General features: G+C 47.1%; 14 protein-coding genes, 1 other RNA gene and 6 pseudogenes. 10 read left to right on the top strand and 11 right to left on the bottom strand.

Going from position 1 to position 16,855, the window contains the following annotated elements; genetic code table 11:
- Positions 1 to 4: 4 nt before the first annotated feature.
- The 5 genes from RW65_RS12465 to RW65_RS12445 form a co-directional block, all read right to left on the bottom strand.
- Positions 5 to 1,228: a protein-disulfide reductase DsbD family protein gene (locus tag RW65_RS12465; protein ID WP_039057071.1), complete on the bottom strand. Its 1,224-nt coding sequence runs from the start codon at positions 1,226 to 1,228 to the stop codon at positions 5 to 7.
- Positions 1,229 to 1,266: 38 nt separating this feature from the next.
- Positions 1,267 to 1,815 (bottom strand): peroxiredoxin, encoded by a 549-nt coding sequence (locus RW65_RS12460; RefSeq protein ID WP_502685556.1) that lies wholly within the window; start codon positions 1,813 to 1,815, stop codon positions 1,267 to 1,269.
- A gap of 189 nt (positions 1,816 to 2,004) precedes the next feature.
- Positions 2,005 to 2,463, bottom strand: coding sequence for a hypothetical protein (locus RW65_RS12455; protein ID WP_039057069.1), 459 nt, complete (start codon positions 2,461 to 2,463; stop codon positions 2,005 to 2,007).
- 369 nt (positions 2,464 to 2,832) lie between these two features.
- Positions 2,833 to 3,570 (bottom strand): ankyrin repeat domain-containing protein, encoded by a 738-nt coding sequence (locus RW65_RS12450; RefSeq protein WP_039057068.1) that lies wholly within the window; start codon positions 3,568 to 3,570, stop codon positions 2,833 to 2,835.
- Between the two features lies 1 nt (position 3,571).
- Positions 3,572 to 4,990 carry a Tle-like phospholipase domain-containing protein gene (locus RW65_RS12445; protein ID WP_082022444.1) on the bottom strand — a complete coding sequence of 473 codons (1,419 nt, stop codon included), beginning with the start codon at positions 4,988 to 4,990 and terminating at the stop codon, positions 3,572 to 3,574.
- Between the two features lie 469 nt (positions 4,991 to 5,459).
- Here RW65_RS12445 and RW65_RS22875 point away from each other — a divergent pair.
- The 8 genes and pseudogenes from RW65_RS22875 to RW65_RS12430 form a co-directional block, all read left to right on the top strand.
- Positions 5,460 to 5,704: pseudogene (locus RW65_RS22875) on the top strand (transposase); the annotation flags it as partial.
- Positions 5,700 to 5,937, top strand: a pseudogene (locus RW65_RS21975) (phage tail protein); the annotation flags it as partial. The pseudogenes RW65_RS22875 and RW65_RS21975, both read left to right, overlap by 5 nt.
- Positions 5,938 to 5,947: 10 nt before the next feature.
- A pseudogene (locus tag RW65_RS23050) lies at positions 5,948 to 6,323 on the top strand (phage virion morphogenesis protein).
- A 119-nt stretch (positions 6,324 to 6,442) separates the two neighbouring features.
- The gene (locus RW65_RS12440; protein ID WP_039057067.1) at positions 6,443 to 7,951 is read left to right on the top strand and encodes a P-loop ATPase, Sll1717 family; all 1,509 of its coding nucleotides are present in this window, start codon (positions 6,443 to 6,445) and stop codon (positions 7,949 to 7,951) included.
- Between the two features lie 270 nt (positions 7,952 to 8,221).
- Positions 8,222 to 8,368, top strand: a pseudogene (locus tag RW65_RS22410) (phage tail protein I); the annotation flags it as partial.
- 124 nt (positions 8,369 to 8,492) lie between these two features.
- Positions 8,493 to 8,652, top strand: a pseudogene (locus RW65_RS12435) (transposase); the annotation flags it as partial.
- 532 nt (positions 8,653 to 9,184) lie between these two features.
- Positions 9,185 to 9,817: a DarT ssDNA thymidine ADP-ribosyltransferase family protein gene (locus tag RW65_RS21960; RefSeq protein ID WP_072037754.1), complete on the top strand. Its 633-nt coding sequence runs from the start codon at positions 9,185 to 9,187 to the stop codon at positions 9,815 to 9,817.
- A 3-nt stretch (positions 9,818 to 9,820) separates the two neighbouring features.
- Positions 9,821 to 10,510, top strand: coding sequence for a DarT1-associated NADAR antitoxin family protein (locus RW65_RS12430; RefSeq protein WP_039057064.1), 690 nt, complete (start codon positions 9,821 to 9,823; stop codon positions 10,508 to 10,510).
- A 27-nt stretch (positions 10,511 to 10,537) separates the two neighbouring features.
- On the opposite strand, the pseudogene RW65_RS12425 reads toward RW65_RS12430, so the two are convergent.
- The 4 genes and pseudogenes from RW65_RS12425 to smpB form a co-directional block, all read right to left on the bottom strand.
- Positions 10,538 to 11,266: pseudogene (locus RW65_RS12425) on the bottom strand (site-specific integrase); the annotation flags it as partial.
- Between the two features lie 196 nt (positions 11,267 to 11,462).
- Positions 11,463 to 12,281 carry a hypothetical protein gene (locus tag RW65_RS12420; protein ID WP_039057063.1) on the bottom strand — a complete coding sequence of 273 codons (819 nt, stop codon included), beginning with the start codon at positions 12,279 to 12,281 and terminating at the stop codon, positions 11,463 to 11,465.
- Between the two features lie 165 nt (positions 12,282 to 12,446).
- Positions 12,447 to 12,809: a transfer-messenger RNA gene (gene ssrA, locus RW65_RS21955) on the bottom strand.
- A 359-nt stretch (positions 12,810 to 13,168) separates the two neighbouring features.
- Positions 13,169 to 13,651 carry an SsrA-binding protein SmpB gene (gene smpB, locus RW65_RS12415; protein WP_039057062.1) on the bottom strand — a complete coding sequence of 161 codons (483 nt, stop codon included), beginning with the start codon at positions 13,649 to 13,651 and terminating at the stop codon, positions 13,169 to 13,171.
- Positions 13,652 to 13,809: 158 nt separating this feature from the next.
- On the opposite strand from smpB, the gene RW65_RS12410 reads away from it, so the two are divergent.
- Positions 13,810 to 14,247, top strand: coding sequence for a type II toxin-antitoxin system RatA family toxin (locus RW65_RS12410; protein WP_197058888.1), 438 nt, complete (start codon positions 13,810 to 13,812; stop codon positions 14,245 to 14,247).
- A complete protein-coding gene (locus RW65_RS12405; protein ID WP_039057061.1) occupies positions 14,237 to 14,530 on the top strand; it encodes an RnfH family protein in 294 nt (97 codons plus the stop codon). The genes RW65_RS12410 and RW65_RS12405 overlap by 11 nt, the downstream gene beginning before the upstream one ends.
- Before the next feature lie 126 nt (positions 14,531 to 14,656).
- Here the strand turns inward: RW65_RS12405 and bamE are convergent, their stop codons facing one another.
- Together bamE and recN are read right to left on the bottom strand one after the other, a co-directional pair.
- Positions 14,657 to 14,998: an outer membrane protein assembly factor BamE gene (bamE, locus tag RW65_RS12400; RefSeq protein ID WP_039057059.1), complete on the bottom strand. Its 342-nt coding sequence runs from the start codon at positions 14,996 to 14,998 to the stop codon at positions 14,657 to 14,659.
- Positions 14,999 to 15,145: 147 nt separating this feature from the next.
- Positions 15,146 to 16,807 (bottom strand): DNA repair protein RecN, encoded by a 1,662-nt coding sequence (gene recN, locus RW65_RS12395; protein WP_039057058.1) that lies wholly within the window; start codon positions 16,805 to 16,807, stop codon positions 15,146 to 15,148.
- Positions 16,808 to 16,855 lie beyond the last annotated feature (48 nt).

Raw genomic sequence — 16,855 nt, 5'->3', positions numbered from 1 at the left:
GCCTTCAGGTTTTTTTACCGCTGGCCTGCGTCAGGGCGTTAACCACAATTGATGGTGTTAGCACCTGCGGCAGAATTTTCGGCGCGCCGCCATCCGCCGGATAGACGACATACAGCGGCAGACTGCCTTGCCCCAGCTCGTTTAACGCATCATCAATATCGGCGTTAAATTTTGTCGAGTCCGCCACCATATAGAGCGTGCCGGTTTTTGCCAACGCATCCTTCACCGTTTGCGTGGAGAGCGAGGTCTTGTCATTTACCTGGCAGGTAATGCACCAGGAAGCGGTGAAGTTAACAAAAATCGCTTTGCCGTGCCCACGATTCTCCGCCACGGTTTGCGGCGACCATTTTAGCTGGGCAACCTGCTCACTGGCCGCCAGCGGTGCACCGCTTTGTACTACCTTCGGCAGCGGCACAATCGCCGCCAGCAGCAGCGCGGCGGTAACGGCGAAAAGCGCTTTAAAGCTCCGTCCGGCAAAACGCCGCTGCTGCGCCATGCCATACAGCCAGGCCGCGAAGCTGACCACCACCGCTGCGGCAATGATTGCCGCCAGCGCGGTGGTTCCTGCCTGTTGCGCCAGAACCCATACCAACCAGCCGAACGCGCCAAACATCGGGAACGCCAGACCGCGTTTTAGGGTGTTCATCCAGGCTCCGGGGCGCGGCAATACTTTGCCAAGAGCCGGAAACAGCGAGATCAGCGTAAAGGGCGCGGCAAAACCGAGTGCCAGGGTAAAGAAGATCGCCAGCGCAACGGTGGGGGGCTGAACCAGCGCATAGCCGATTGCGCCTGCCATAAAGGGAGCCGCGCAGGGCGTAGCGACAATAATCGACAGTGCGCCCGTCAGCGCTGCACGCAAAAACGCGCCGCGCTCAATATTCAACTCGCCGGCGCGCTGCACCGACAGGCCCACTTCAAATACGCCAAGCAGATTTAGCGCCGCGCCAAGAATTACCAGCGCAAGAAAGGCGATCACCAACGGCGACTGCAGCTGAAAGCCCCAGCCGACAGCGGTTCCACCCGCACGTAGCGCCAGTAACACGCCCGCCAGCGCCAGCATGGTGATGACGGTGCCCAGCAGAAAGCCGAGCCCCTCTTTACGCCGTTGCGCCGGGCTTTCGCTATGGCGCAAAAGCCCGAGCGCTTTCAGCGAGATAATGGGAAACACGCAGGGCATTAGGTTCAGAATAATGCCGCCTGCGAAGGCGGCGAGCATAGCGGTTAACATAGCGATTCCCGGCTGGATTAAAGAGAGTTAATGGCGTTTCAGGAGTGCGCGTTAGCGTACTGTTTCACCGCTTCCATCGTTTTCTGGATATGTGCTTCCGGATTTCTGTCTGTGTAGCTGAGCAGGATTTTGCCATCCGGCGCAATTACATAAGAGGTGCGATCCGACAGGGTTTTGCCCTTCATTTGCATTTGCGTGTCGTATTGCGCGGCGATTTTTGCCCCCGGATCGGCGGCGACGGTGAATTTATCGCGACACTCCAGTTTAGAGAACTCATCCACCTGATCGGTGTTGCCCGCCGTTACGCCGACCACCGTGGCGCCCAGCTTGTTAAAATCGTCCGTCGCTTCGGCAAAGGCATGGGCTTCGATGGTGCAGCCTTTACTGAACGCCGCCGGGAAGAAGTAGAGCACTACCGGGCCTTTTTGCAGCGCCTGCTGCAGCGAGAAGGTCAGCGGTTTACCGGCCAGCGCCCCCTGTAATTTAAAATCCGGCGCTTGCGAACCGGTCGGCAGGGCGGCGTGGGCGGTCGCGACGCTCAGCAGTGCGGCGGCGGTCAGGCTCAGAACGAGTTTTTTCATTGGCATCTTGTTGCGCTCCATCAGGTGAAATTAATTAACGCTCATACACAGTTCGCTCGGGGTCGACCAAAAGTTTCGCAGGGGTGAAAAAATTTTGCGAAGCGGGTTCCGGGCGGTGTGTTTGGTTGGGACTGTTAATAGTTATAGGAGTGAATCGCGGGGAGAGGATGCCTGCGGCATCCTCTAGGTAAATGTTTAGTGAAACGCGTCCAGGCTGATGACGCCTTGCTGCGTTTTAATCCAGCGCGGCATTTTCACCATATCGGCGAAAAAGCTCACCAGGCTCGCGAGTAAATTCCCGATAACCCGCTGCTGGTGCGGTGCCAGCGAACCGCTCATCAGCAACTGCGTTAAAACCTGACAGTAACGGCACAGTTCATCGCCTTCGGCGTCGAATTCGGGAAAGTGCGCAGGCAAGCTATCAACGGTCAAAAAAGGTTTTAACGTCTCCGGCACCGGTTCCAGCAGCGTGGGCTGTAGCAGCGCCAGACAGGCGGAAAGGCGTCCGCACAGCGCCAGCTTTAGCGCCGGATCGTCACACTCTACCAGCACTTCGGCAAAGCGCTCGCAGTTATCCGCAAGCTCGAGGAAATCCGTGGCGTGATTAAATGGCACGGTGAGTAAGGAATAAGGAAAAGATAAAGGTGTTGGCATACGGGCAGTCTCCTGTAACGGTTTTATTTTCAGGTGATTGCGCCTCTTACTCCTTTAAGAGGTGAGTAAGAAGCACGATACGCAAGCGTATCGCCTGTAACATTTCGGAGAGGTCAATCCCGTCACCTGTTTTTGCAGATGCCGGGCAAACATAATGAGAAACGTGGCTGGCGGCAAGGGGAGATAACGAAGTTAATGAACGTATTGTTAGTGTTGGAAGCGTGCTCGCAAAAACAGTTGTCTGTTACCAGAATGACCAACGGTAATTGGGAGGTTTATGAATAGTTATCTGAATCGGCCAGTAGGGGAATTAGCCTCTACTGGTCGTTTGCATTGATAGGGCTCTAACCTAAAAGAAAGAGTCGGATATTAAACACCGAGGCTTTTAAGCTTTTTATCCAGTTTCAGTAGGTTATTGTAGTAATCACTGCCTTTTTTAATTTTTTCAAGGTCTTGATTAACTATTTGACGAAAGGAGCTTCCTTGCAGGTTTACCGGGTTTGGATCTGCTCCGTGGTCCAGCAGAAAGAACATTTTATCAAAATCGGCTTTAAAAAAAGCATCTACTAGCAGAGTTTCACCGAGTGAGTTTCTGGTGTTTATATCGACTCCGCGGTCTAGTAATAACGCCAGCGTAGAGGTGTTTTTTGATTTGATAGTTGAGAAGATAAGGGGTTCATCGTACAGCTTGTCCTTGGCGTTAGGGTTTAATCCTCCATCCAACAACGCTTTAAGCCATATATCTTTGTCACCCATTGCCATTAGCTCGGCAGGACTACCCGGCATATTCATTTGTGGTTGTAATGGGTCGGCGCCTGCCTGGACCAAATCGGTGACTATCTGCAATCGTTCTGGGGGATTGTCATTGTAGAAGCACTCATTAAGGGCAAAAAAGAGGATAGTCAGCTCTTCAGTTCCAGGCGTTTTGAGGTCAGTCACTTTTGCCAGACGGAGAACAGACTGGCGATCTGCCGCCTCAATCGCTTTTGCCAGAACAAGTTGTGGGCCAGCAAAATGTTTTTCAGGTTCTATTTTTTTCATATCATTACACGCCGATAACAGAGCTAACAGAAAAGAAAAGAGTATCGCGGAGGCGAGTTTTTTCATGCTAAATCCTGCTTTTAATAATTCCAATATCCTCATCCTTTTGTGCCTCAATGCAGTCAATAACTTGTGACATGCCATGCTTGTCCAACATGTTACCCGTACCGCCGGGAAGGCCAGTGCGGTTACCTATGGCATCAGGAAACATGTTTGATACGCCCACTTTCATAGCAATAAGTGACGTATCAAAATTAGCATCAACGAAGTCTGAATAGCTAACTTCCTGAATTTTTGTCAGCATCTCTCCATTGACTCTGTAAGCAGATATCGCAGAACCATCGCCTATCAGTTCGCCACCATATTTCTCAACCGTACCAGTATTAAGCCCCGCGGCATTGAATGTCCAGGTTGCCTGGCCACTGGCCAGACCTGCAGCGGAAGCCAGCCCTCCACCAAGCGAGTGACCCGAAACATCGACCTTTTCTCGTGCACGAGAAAGTTTTTTGCCGATTTCGACTGCGTTCTCATAATATGGAGAGTCAAAGCCCGCTCCCTGAGCCGTGTTGTTGCCCCAATCGACCATTTTATCGGGACGGGTACCTCGAAAAACTACTGTCGGGTTCATATCCTTTCCAAATACATACTCATCCGGTTCATATACGCGTGCAAAAAAATCAGGGTCTAAAGGCTTATCAGATAATATCATCGGATTCAGCCCCATTTTTCTGAGGGCCTCTTTATCGTTGCTTATATCTCTCCACCCCTCAGGTACATCCGGCATAGCTTCGTATGCTTTTATGGGCTGCCCGGCGCGACCGTAAACGTTTTGGGCAAGCTTAGCTTTCTCTACAGCAACGTTATTTGCTGCCAGACGATTCGCTGCGGTTTGTGCGTCGGGGTATACACTGCGCTGCCCTTTACTAATGAGATTCTTCCTCTCCTGCCAGCGCTCAGCTTTTGTTAACGGTGCTGCCGGCTCATTTATCCCGCCGCGACGACCATACGAAGAGCTGGGTTCTTCGCCTCGCATCGCCGGATTTGTACGAGTGGATTGCCCAAGCGGAATATCGGTTGCCGGGGGCCGTTTGCCGAAGGTGTTTACCATTTCTTCATAGCGGCGAATGATAGAGTTGACGGGATAATTGACCGAGAGGTCCGCCGAAAACTGTTGAAGTCGCCCTTCGTTATTAATGAAAAAAAGTCCGGTGACAGGTGACCATAATCGGTAACTATCATCGATAGCGACCAGCGTTCCTCGCTCAAGATCAACGGCTGCGACTGTGCGAGGATCGCGGTTTGTTTGATTAGGATTTGCGCCAGTGCGTGAGGTAAACGTGTCTTGTCGGCTAAACATTGAGCTTACAAAGGAGGGAGGCAGTGTTCTAATCCTTTGCACTGCAAGTTTAGGGTGAACAATGAAAGGAAAACGCTCGGGAGCGACTTTTTCTTCCAGGATGTAGGTCAGAGACATGTAACTTGTCATAACACCGACTCCCGCTTCACACTACTCCGTTTACTGATATGCATGGGTGCTCCAGAAAGGATGATCATTTAGCCTACGAGCTGCTGCTAAACCCACTAATAGTGCCCTAAACGACTCGATAAACAATTATATAAATAATTACTGTAAATGACAGGCAGATGTAAAAATCATTCGCATGGGCCAGTCGGTATTTGCCTTATGTGGTTAGTTCCTATCATTTTTGATAGTTGCAAAATTTTGAGTTAATAATAATGCCGTTTGGCTCAACATATGAAAAGAGCTTGCACAGGCAAAGCCTAATGCCAGTAAGTTAAATAAAGAGAAAGTAAGAAAGGCTGCGAGAACAAATCCTCTGATATAAGGTTGCTTGGCTTATGATGACATACCCCAAATATGAATGACCTTCTCCTTGTTGATTAATACACCTCGATGTTATTAATGTCTTTAACAAAATCGCGAGGACATCCCCATTAAGAAGCTTATTTCTAACGAACAGATCATCAGTATCCTACGCGAAGCTGAAGCCGGAGTTTCTACCTAGGAGATTTGCCGCATGCACGCTATCTCCAATACTACCTTTACACTTGGCGCAAGAAGTTTTATGGCAGAGACGAGCCTGAAGTAAAACGTTTTAAGTCACTTGAAGAAGAGAACGCCCGCCTTAATAAGTTGCTTGCAAAAGCCATGCCCGATAAAGAAGGGTTGCAGGTGGCTCCGTGTCAGTCAGCCGGACACCATTAAAAGCCCAGGGCGGCGTGAAAAACTGTCAACCTTCGAAACGAATGTTCTTCGCAATTCTGTGTGCGATATCTGTATTAACCTGCAACTGACTGAGCGCGTGCAGCTCAGCACTGACGGGAGTATTTTGTGCATTGAAGCGGTGCCGGAGCCGGACGCACAGAAGAAATGTGACGGTGAAACGTGGATGTACTACTAAGGGTGGGTAACTGACTAACGGTGCTATTGGCAAAGCTGGAGCCTGCCGCACGCAGCAGTATGATGCGGTAACTGGCGCAACAACTGCGCTGGACGCTGGCGCATAACATCAGGGGGCAGCTCAATGGCTATGAGCAGCGTCGGGTGATAGCCAGAAGCAAGAAGGGGCGCATTAAACACCAGATGTTTGCAAGGCTATGTACCGCAAAATACCTGAAAACCTCTTCCAGCGCGGACTCTGCCTGTGGGCAGTTTGATAATAAGGTGCATTGCCCATGTTCACCATTATGGCCTGCGCTAATGCGTTAGTCGCAAAGGCACCGAGGTTAAGAACGCGGAGCGTCTTTTGCAAGGAATTTGTGAAAAAGAAAAATCTTACTATAAGGACATTTTTTAGTTGGCTTACAAACTGATAAGGGCAGCGCAAAGGAGTGAAATTACTTCAAGGAAACTTTCATATCTGTTATATATGACTGCACATATTGAAAAAACTACATTTAAAATGGATGGAATTTTATGCGGCCGAAAATTCATGAGTTCAAATTTGGTGAAGTTTATGGAGAAAACGAAGTTCTCTACCTCGATAACTATTCTAAATATTTCTACGATATTAATAGTTCTTTGGGTAAGTTAGATAAAGCAAATAAAATGATCGTTATCGGAAGAAAAGGAACCGGAAAAACACTACTTGTTAATGTTTACTGTGATGCTAAACGTAAAAATAATGATATTGCAGTTGTTGAATCGTTAAAAGAATTTGTATTTCATGAGTTGATTCATTTTCAAGGGCAGGATGTTTCCTCAACTAAATATGTGCCAATATTTAAATGGATGATATTGGTAAATATAGCAAAAAATATTGTTAAAAATAATTCTGGGTTCAATAGTGAGAAGGTTTCTCAATTGGAATCATTTTTGCGTTCATTTGGTCATGTTGCAGGGGAATTAAGGCCAGAACAAACTGTCGAGATCACTAGGGAGTATCAAAGTTCCGGAGAGGCCGGTTTCGGATTTAAAGTTCCATTATTACGTGGAGAAGCAAAAGCTAAATCTGGTGAGGTCGAGAAAACAAAAGAAATAAAACGGAACTACCTTGAGTGCATCGAGTCTCTCCAGTTTTTTATTCTTGAAATGCTAAAGGAAAATAACAAAAAAGTTTTTATATTTTATGATGAGTTGGATGATAAATTCGATGCAACAATTGAATATAAAAATGCAATGATAAGTTTTCTAAATGCAGTTATGTCAATAAATAAAAGTTTTATGCAGAATAACATAGATGCCAAAATTGGCGCGGTGATTCGTCATGATATAATAAATACCTTTTCATCCCCAAATATTAATAAAATCATCGAAGATAACTCCGTTACCCTTGACTGGTGCACTACGGGTGAAAGGGCGAGTGACTCTGAAATATTTGATATGCTAGCTTTTAAAATCAAAAATTCAACTAGTTATTATAATGGTTTAGATGGGGCTGACTTATTTGGAACGGTCTTTGCTGATAGGGTGGCGGGTGAACATGGTTCTGTTTACATATTGCATCGAACTTTAGGCCGTCCTAGAGATGCAATAAGGATGCTCACATACATCCAAGACGAGTTTGGGGAAAACATGGAAAGATTTGAAGGTCCAATGTTTACTAAAATTTCTAAAAAGTATTCCTCTTATCTTTTACGTGAAATCAGGTCCGAGCTTGCGGGACATTTAAGTGATAGTGAAATAGATGCTTGCTTTTCACTTTTACGTTTAGTTAAAAAAAGGGGGTTTACTTTTAACTTGATTGAGGAAAAATATAGCGGGTTGGATTTGAGTCAGGATTCTCTTACACTAGGGAAAATGCTGAGTAGTTTGTTTAAGGTTGGTGCAATTGGTAATGTAATTAGACGATCCAAAGTAGATGGCGGGGATGCTTATTTTTGGTCTTATAATGATGAGGACTTGGAAATGGATTTGTCTATGAATTTTGAAATACATTGTGGTTTATGGGACGCTTTGGGCGTTGTTAAGCCTAAAAGTAGGTGAGGTCATATAACGCCCCGCTATAGGGCGTTTATTATTTTTTGTTGTGTTTTGGCCTAAAATAGCCACTTTACTAAATCCCTTACTATTCATTATTCGATGAACTATTTTTATTCTAATGACAAGTTGAGTAAGGAATGCACAGCTGCCAGAAATAATGCGCCTTAGCAAAGACCTGCTCCTCACCGGCATTGTAAACGAAGTGGATCGGAAAAACTGGCTGTGACGGGTCAAGGTGTGGGCATTTTCCGATGACTGCTAAGACGAAAGCTAGATGCTTTCTATATTCATCAGCATAAATGAACAACCAGAGCCGTGCGACGCGTGCTGGAGCCGTTCGGCTTCCTGGGCCGCATCGTTGAATGGTTGCAGACTGGAGAGACATCACGAACGTTTCGCCTGGATTTTGTTGCGCAGGACTAAGATATTACTGAAAAAACCTATCTAAAACTGGAACGCCTGATCTGTAATCATCCCGCATAATCGTGCCATTCACATTTAGAGATCATCCGGCATAATCAGTCAGCCAACGAAGGAGATCGCTATGCGTGAAGCCCATTTTACTGAGCATCGGATCATCGCTGTGATTAAGTCAATCGAAGCAGGACGAACTGTTAAGGGAATCTGCCGGGAGTCTGGTATTTCGGAGGCCGACTTATTACAACTGGAAATCTAAATACGGCGATATAGAAACTTCTGATATTTAAAAGATAAAAGATCTTGAGGATAATAACCGCCGTCTCAAACAGATACTTGATTAATAGTGTAAGCCCGTCACCATTATACAGCTGATATTCGGCATTTTAAGGTTTGGCGACTTTGATTTTCGTGTCAGTTAACGGCTTGGTTTTACTTGCCATGGGGAGTCTTCATGCGTTTAGGCCCAACGAAAACAATTGAGCTTTTCGTTGAGCCTGGCAATGGGCCTAAAAGGTTCGGATTTAATTAGTTGGCTTCAGACTTCGCAGGACAAATTGAGGACACAAAAAAGCCCGCCAGGCTTGCGCCGTGCGGGCTTTCAGGACTTCGTTGACTGGCTCTGGTGACCATCAACCAAGAATTTTGGTGGAGCTGGCGGGAGTTGAACCCGCCTCCATATATAATGTATTGTTTTATATTGCTTATTTTTAGATATGGATCACATGCGTACCCTTTGCGGACACTTGCCATTATGGTGTAAATTCTTAAATACATTATTATTTTTTATTTTTGCTTTGTTATATATTGGATAAAATAATGACTTTACAGCAAGCGGTTGCGGCAAGGAATATTTTTCATCTTTACCACTTCACACATTCAGATAACTTAAGTTCAATATTAACCAAAGGGTTGATTGGCCGTCAGACTTTGCAAGATGAAAAATATAAATTCGAAGCAAATGATGAGGTTAGATTGGAGGGGTATCCAGATGCATTATGTCTTTCAATAAGCTTTCCTAATGCTAAAATGTTTTTTAAATGCAGAAGTGAAAAAGGGGGGGATTGGGTAATACTTGATCTTGCTCCAAGAATTTTATGGGAGAAAGATTGTTCATTTTATCCCTTTAATGCGGCTTCAAGTAGCTTTAGGAGCACTGATAGGAAAGATATGCAGGGGAAAGCAGCTTTCGAAAATTTGTTCTTAGAGCCGGCACCTGGTTCATCAAGAAAAACACTAAATCTTACCAGTGAATATCCAACAGATGTTCAGGCTGAGGTTTTGGTCTTTGAACCAATTGAAAGTAGATATATATCAAGTGTTTACCATCCAAACAAAAAATCACACGATCATTTTTTTAACTTGCATAGCACATTTCAACATCGGTACTATGATGGCATCAGTGGGCCTACACCTACATTGTATTCTCAGAGGCATTATTATTTAGGATAAGTTATGGCCGTTCGACCAGTTTTTGTACCCTCATTTTTTGGTTCAGCATTTTCTGTTACTAAAGATTTGGATTTCCCTTGGGCTCCAGGGATGGCAAAAGTGCAAAAACAAAAATCTATCAGAGCATTACATGCGGCAGCAACTGCTCAGGGATTGGGGCCCATATTAGAGATATCCAGCAAATCGGAGGATGAGCTTGGCGTTGCACTTAGTGCATTCAATCTAAAAATAAAAACGAAAAAGCTATCCAAAGAGTTTTCTGTCGAGTCGGCATTCCAGGCAAGCAAAGTTTTTGAAAATGGCGGCCCTTACGTAGATATCTTAGATAAAGAATCTCGGGACGCAAAAAAAGATATTAGACTTAAAGAGTCAGGCAATCTTGTTAAATTTAAATTCTATAATACAGTTTGGCAACTAGTACCGCGTACTGCTTTTTATGATTGGTTATACCTGAGTGCGCTCAATCAAAATAAAGTAATAGCTCAGCACTTATTAAATTTTGATGGTTTCACCGATATTGAGTTTAATCCTTCAAAATCAATAAATTGCCAAGCCAGAACTGCTGCACTTTTTGTCTCTTTGGTTAAAAGGAATTTATTGGATGAGGTGCTAAATTCTCAGGATAGTTTTTTGTCAGTTTTATCATCTCACTACGGGGTGGATAATTATTCTGTTCAAAGTCTTTTATTATGAACATAGCCCAGTCTGGACCATGTTCATTCATATTAATCTATATACCTTTTTTAAGCTGGCGACAGTATTCCCATCGTATTCTTTTATGTATGAGCCATAATGTCGAAATAGCATTTCTGGTCCTTTGTGCCCCATTTGTCCTGCTAGCTAAAACAAATTTGCCCCTTGACTGATGTGGCGAGTAGCAAATGTATGCCTAGTTTGATAAGGGTTACGATATCGTATCCCGGCTTTGCGTAAGGTTGGTACCCATGCTTTTTTTCTAATGGCATCGGCTCCAGCCCACGATTTATTCGTTTTTGGATCCTCAAATATCGTTGCATTTTTCATGAATGTGAAAGTTTTCTGTGCAGCCAGCACCGCCATTGCCGTCTCGTTGAGCTCAACCTTACGTGTACCTGCCTTCGTTTTGGTCCCCTTGATCACACCTACAACACTTGCATTCTGAACATGTGCAGTTTTTCCGATAAAATCTATGTCGCGCCAGCGCAGCGCGCAGAGTTCGGAACTCCTTAAACCGGTCTGAATGGCAAACATGAACAGGTTTTCCCATTGCTTGTTACCGGCAGACATGAGAAGGGCATCTACTTCAGCAGGTGAAAGAGGATCGACAATATAATCACTGTCAGAGTTGGCCTTATCGCTTTGGTAGCGGGAAGCGGTGACCAGCGATACCGGATTAATCTGTAAGACGCCATCTGTCACAGCCTCATCAAGAGCAGATCGCAAAAAAGAAAGCTTGTTTCTAATGGTCTGGTAAAGCGGGTGAATAGAATTCTGGAAAGCTGCTCGCAAAAAAGCATCAGACTGACAGAGGTTTTACCTTCATTTTACCTTTGTTTTACCTTCGGCAAATCGCAGGCATAAAAAAACCAACCGCAATAGATTGGTTTCTTTGGGATTTTTTGGTCGGCACGAGAGGATTTGAACCTCCGACCCCTGACACCCCATGTTACCCAACTTCTTTTTCGTTATTTGACTGCACCCGGTCTTTAAGGGATGAGGGGTAAGAGCGATTAATAAAAATAAATAAGAGCACGAAGGGCACCAAATTAACCAAAATTGCAGATCTAATCATCCAAAGAAATGAATCCGGTGAAACCTTATTTATGTTGTTAAAGTGTTCCGGCCAAAGGAATGAGGCACCCAACATGCACCCAAAAAAGCCAATGAAGAACAATAAACCAGTGGGTTTTGCAAAAGGGATTCGTGTTTCTTGGATTGCTGAAAAGAAAGTGCTTCTAAACGTACTATTTGGAGTTTTGACACCAATTACTTTCCCGGCAACTTTAATATCTGAGTCTTTACCAGTATGAAGGATTTCAAGATGAAACCCGTTGTTTTTCTCCAAAAAGTCAAAAAGCAATTTCAAAAAAAAACCTTCTTCATCAGGCTTAATTGAAATGTTACTTGTTAAGTTGTTAATGGTTTTTATTTCATATCTCAGAATTTTTGCATGGTTTTCAATTTTGATACGCAAAGGATCTATGGTTTCTAGTGAATTTTTTGTAATGACTTTATTTCCTGAATTCCAGAGAATGAAAGATGTTGAAGATAATTTATTTACCTTTTCACCTTCATAAAGAACTTCAACTTGTTCGGGAAGCATAGAATCCGAGAGACCGATAAGTTCTTTGGTTGTTTTATGTACAGAGATGCGATGAGTGGAACGGCTAAGGAAGTAGGTTAAAACAGCTATAAATATGCCAATGATTCCAATAAGGCTTCCAATCGAAGGATTAGATAACCACTGGATTGCAGCATCTTTCATGTGCGCCTCATTAAAAAAAACCCGCCTAGGCGGGTTTTAATATTACACGGAGCCGCGGCTCCTTTACGTATCCTTTTTTGTCCCGTTGGTGTCCGGTCACCGTCCGGGATAAGTGGCTAACTTACTGTTTTTTAAGACTCTGTCCTGCCACTGTCCATGTATATTTGGTGGAGCTGGCGGGAGTTGAACCCGCGTCCGAAATTCCTACATCCTCGGTACTACATGCTTAGTCAGTCTTTAATTTCGCTTGCCAGCTGCGGACAGACACGCCACCAACAAACTAGCCTGATTAGTTTTAGCGCTTCAACCCCAGGCAAGGCATCCGCGCGATCTCTTTTGGGTTTGACCTCTCTTGATCCCCGTCCTAAGAGCGGAGGCTAGGGAGAGAGGGCTCTAAGCAGGTTATTAAGCTGCTAAAGCGTAGTTTTCGTCGTTTGCGACTATTTTTTTGCGGCTTTTTACGAGGCAAACCGCCCCTCGGCATGCACCTTGGGTTTCGCGAATCCCGTCGAATCCAGAATCAGCCCCAAAAGTGTGACGGTGAGTATAACAGAATTTTGACACGGCATACCAGTCCATATCGCGCTGGTAGCAAACATAGCTCTGACTGGTCAAAATACATTCAATTATCAACAATTTGCTTGTGAAAACAGGATAAGACTTCTACGCATTACCCACGCGCCAATTTGCCATAACGTCTGACAGGTGCGTTCGCACCGTAAGGCATACAAAACCCATTCTGCAGCAGGGTTTACACAGAGAACAAATCGAGCAGCTATCGATGCGAGAGAGGCGTTGGAACTACGCAAGGATCTACGGGATGTGTTGAGAGAAGCTAACGGAAGTTTGCTGCCCTCTCCCGGCGTGAGAGGGCGAAGCGGGCGCGATTAACGCCCGGCGTTTTTCATAATACGGGCTTTATCCAGCTGCCATTCGCGCTCTTTCAAATCCGTGCGCTTGTCGTGCTGTTTCTTACCTTTTGCCACGCCGATTTTCACTTTGCACCAGGCGTTTTTCCAGTACAGCGACAGCGCCAGTACGGTGTAGCCTTCGCGGTTGATGCGACCGTAGAGGGAATCCAGCTCGCGCTGATTAAGCAGCAGTTTACGCGTGCGGGTTGGGTCGCAAACGTAGTGGCTGGAGGCCACGGTCAGCGGGGTAAAGTTTGCGCCAAACAGAAAGGCTTCGCCGTCGCGCAAAATAACGTAGCTATCGCCAATGTTTGCTTTACCGGCGCGTAAGGATTTTACTTCCCAGCCCTGCAATGCCAGCCCGGCCTCAAATTCCTCTTCAATAAAGTATTCATGGCGGGCGCGCTTGTTCTGCGCAATGGTGGCTGAACCTGGTTTATATGCTTTTTTCTTCGTCATAGTGTCGTGAAGCCATCCGGTAATCTGATATTTGAAACTGACCTCATTGCGTCCTGTGAGGTTTAGCCGGTTATCTTAGCATGAGTTCGGGCACAGCGTTTTCCTTTCATCCGCTGGAAATGTTATTATTTGGTGATTGTGTGAACGCGGAAAAGCTTATGCCTCAGATTAGTCGTACTGCGCTGGTGCCTTATAGCGCGGAACAAATGTATCAGTTAGTGAATGATGTGAACTCTTACCCGCAGTTTCTGCCGGGCTGTACGGGAAGCCGGGTTCTGGAAGCTGGCCCGACGCAGATGACCGCGGCGGTGGATGTCTCGAAAGCGGGGATCAGCAAAACCTTTACCACGCGTAATACGCTGAATACTAACCAAAGCATTCTGATGCATCTGGTCGATGGCCCGTTCAAGTCGTTGATTGGCGGCTGGCGATTTACGCCTCTTAGCCCTGATGCCTGCCGGATTGAGTTCCAGCTGGATTTTGAATTTACCAACAAGCTGATCGAACTGGCGTTCGGCCGCATCTTTAAAGAGCTGGCGGCCAATATGGTGCAGGCGTTTACGCACCGGGCGAAAGAGGTTTACCGTGCCGGGTAATATTGCTGTTGAGGTGGCCTATGCGCTGCCGCAGAAACAGTATCTGCAGCGGGTAAAGCTGGAAGAGGGCGCAACCGTCGAGCAGGCGATTATGGCTTCCGGTTTGCTCGAACTGCGTGATGATATCGATCTGAAGGTCAACAAAGTGGGGATCTTCAGCCGACCGGTGAAGCTGCATGACATCGTGCATGATGGCGACCGCGTAGAGATTTACCGCCCGCTGATTGCCGATCCGAAAGAGCTGCGCCGCCAGCGCGCAGAGAAAGCGGCGAAAAAAGCGTAACGCGGCAGGCAGTATTACTGCCTGATGATGTTGCCGCTGATATTCCCGGCAGCCGTTAAAGTATCGAGGCAAAAGTTGCCAATAAAAAAGGTGCTCATTGAGCACCTTTTCGCATTTCTGAAACCGTTAGCCTTTGGTAAGGGCCGGTTTGTTATCCATATTGGTCAATACGCCGCTGGTGTTAAACGTCAGCGTCAGGGTTTGCTGAGAAACATCTTCATGACCCGGCTGCTGGCGGAACACGTAAAACCAGGTATTGGAGCCAAACGGATCGGTCATCATCGGCGTACCCAGTGCATAAGCAACCTGCTGTTGCGTCATACCTACGCGAATTTTAGAAACATCGTTTGGCGTCAGGTAGTTCCCCTGATTGATATCAGGGCGGTAAACCACGCGTTCGACAGTGGAGCAACCTGCGGTCAACATCAGAAGAACCGCTGCGGCAGCAGTCAGCATTTTACAGCGCATAGTGATTTGATTCCTTTTCGGCCCGAACAAGACGTGGCTCATATGTAATATGCCGATGATAATAGACCTTTCGCCAGTTTAAAACCTTTGCCGGCGGGTCTGTTGTCAATTTTGTCGAGAACTCAGACCGTCACATTACAAAAAAGTTTACGCCGCCAGCAGCTCTTTGGCGTTTGCCAGTGCATTACGGGTCACTTCACTACCGCCCAACAGGCGCGCCAGCTCCTGCAGACGCGCACGTTTATCCAGCGGCTGCATATGGGTTTCGGTCATGGCGCCATCTGTCTCTTTGCTAACAAAGAAGTGGTGATGCCCGCAGCCAGCAACCTGCGGCAGGTGGGTAACGCACATCACTTGGGTGGATTCGCCCAGCTGACGCAGCAGTTTACCTACCACCACCGCCGTCGGTCCGCTGATGCCCACGTCCACTTCATCAAAAATCAGCGCCGGGGTTTCCATCTTCCGCGCGGTAATCACCTGGATAGCCAGCGCAATACGCGACAGCTCACCGCCGGAGGCGACTTTAGCGATCGACTGTAGCGGCTGCCCTGGGTTGGTAGTCACGCGGAATTCAATCCGATCGGCACCTTCTGCCGTTAGCGAATGCCCGTCAAACGCCACATCGATCGCGAATACGCCATGAGGCATTGAGAGGGCATGCATACTTTCGGTGATTAATTCGCTGAGCTCTTGTGCATACTTCATGCGCTGCTCGTGCAGCTGCTGCGCCGTCTCCAGCGCCAGTTGATGGTGATGCGTCACCGCCAGCGCCAGGGTTTCCTGGGAATCGGCCTGATCTTCTAAAAGCTGCTGCTCATCAAGCAGGGACTGATGGAACTGCGGCAGCTCTTCCGGGCTGATATGGTGCTTACGCGCCAGCGAAATCTGTTTAGAGATGCGCTGCTCGAGTTCATACAGGCGGTTAGGATCGAGATCCAGGCGGTCGCAATAGTGGCGCAGCTCATCGCTGGCTTCGCTAATCTGAATCGCTGCTTCTTCCAGCATATCCAGCACGCCGGAAAGACGCGCGTCCATGCCAGTTAATTCGCCGACCAACTGACGCGCGGTATAGAGCTGGCTTTGCAAATTAGCCTCTTCGCCATCGGCCAGTACGTTCAGCGCATGCTGGCTGGTCGAGAGCAGCTGCCCGCTGTTGGCGAGGCGTTTGTACTCTTCATCGATCTGCTCGAACTCACCAGCTTGCGGGTTAAATTCATTCAGCTCTTTCAGCTGATAGTGCAGCAGTTCGGCACGCGCGGCGCGCTCCTGACTCTGCTGCTGATGCTGCGCCAGTTCGCGGCAGCTTTGATGCCAGGCGCGATAGCGTTCGGTCATTTGCAAAGTGAGCGCATACTCACCGGCATAGCCGTCAAGCAGGTTTTTCTGGTGTTCGGGTTTTACGAGGAGTTGATGTGCGTGCTGGCCGTGAATCTGAATCAGCAACTGGCCAAGCTCACGCAGCTGGGAAAGGGGTACCGCTGTGCCGTTGATAAACCCACGGGAGCGCCCGTCGCTGCTGATAACGCGGCGAAGTAAACACTCACGTCCATCTTCAAGCTGGTTCTCTTCCAGCCAGCGCTGGGCAGCCGGGGTATCTTTAAGGGCAAAGCGCGCGCACAGATCGGCACGTGAGGCACCGGTCCGCACCATGTCGGCTTCTGCACGACCGCCAAGGCACAAGCCGAGCGCGTCAATGGCAATGGATTTACCCGCCCCGGTTTCGCCGGTAATAGCCGTCATCCCGCTGTGAAAATCGATCTCAAGCTCACGAACGATAGCAAAATTACTAATGGTCAGTTGTGCCAACATGGTTGCTTTCCTGTATGAAAAACCATAACTGTGTTTTCGTACAGTATA

The sequence above is a fragment of the Enterobacter sp. Bisph1 genome (assembly GCF_000814905.1).
Classification (GTDB): Bacteria; Pseudomonadota; Gammaproteobacteria; order Enterobacterales; family Enterobacteriaceae; genus Kosakonia.
The sequence above is the reverse complement of the archived record's forward strand: the minus strand, read 5'-3'. Positions and strand labels throughout refer to the sequence as shown.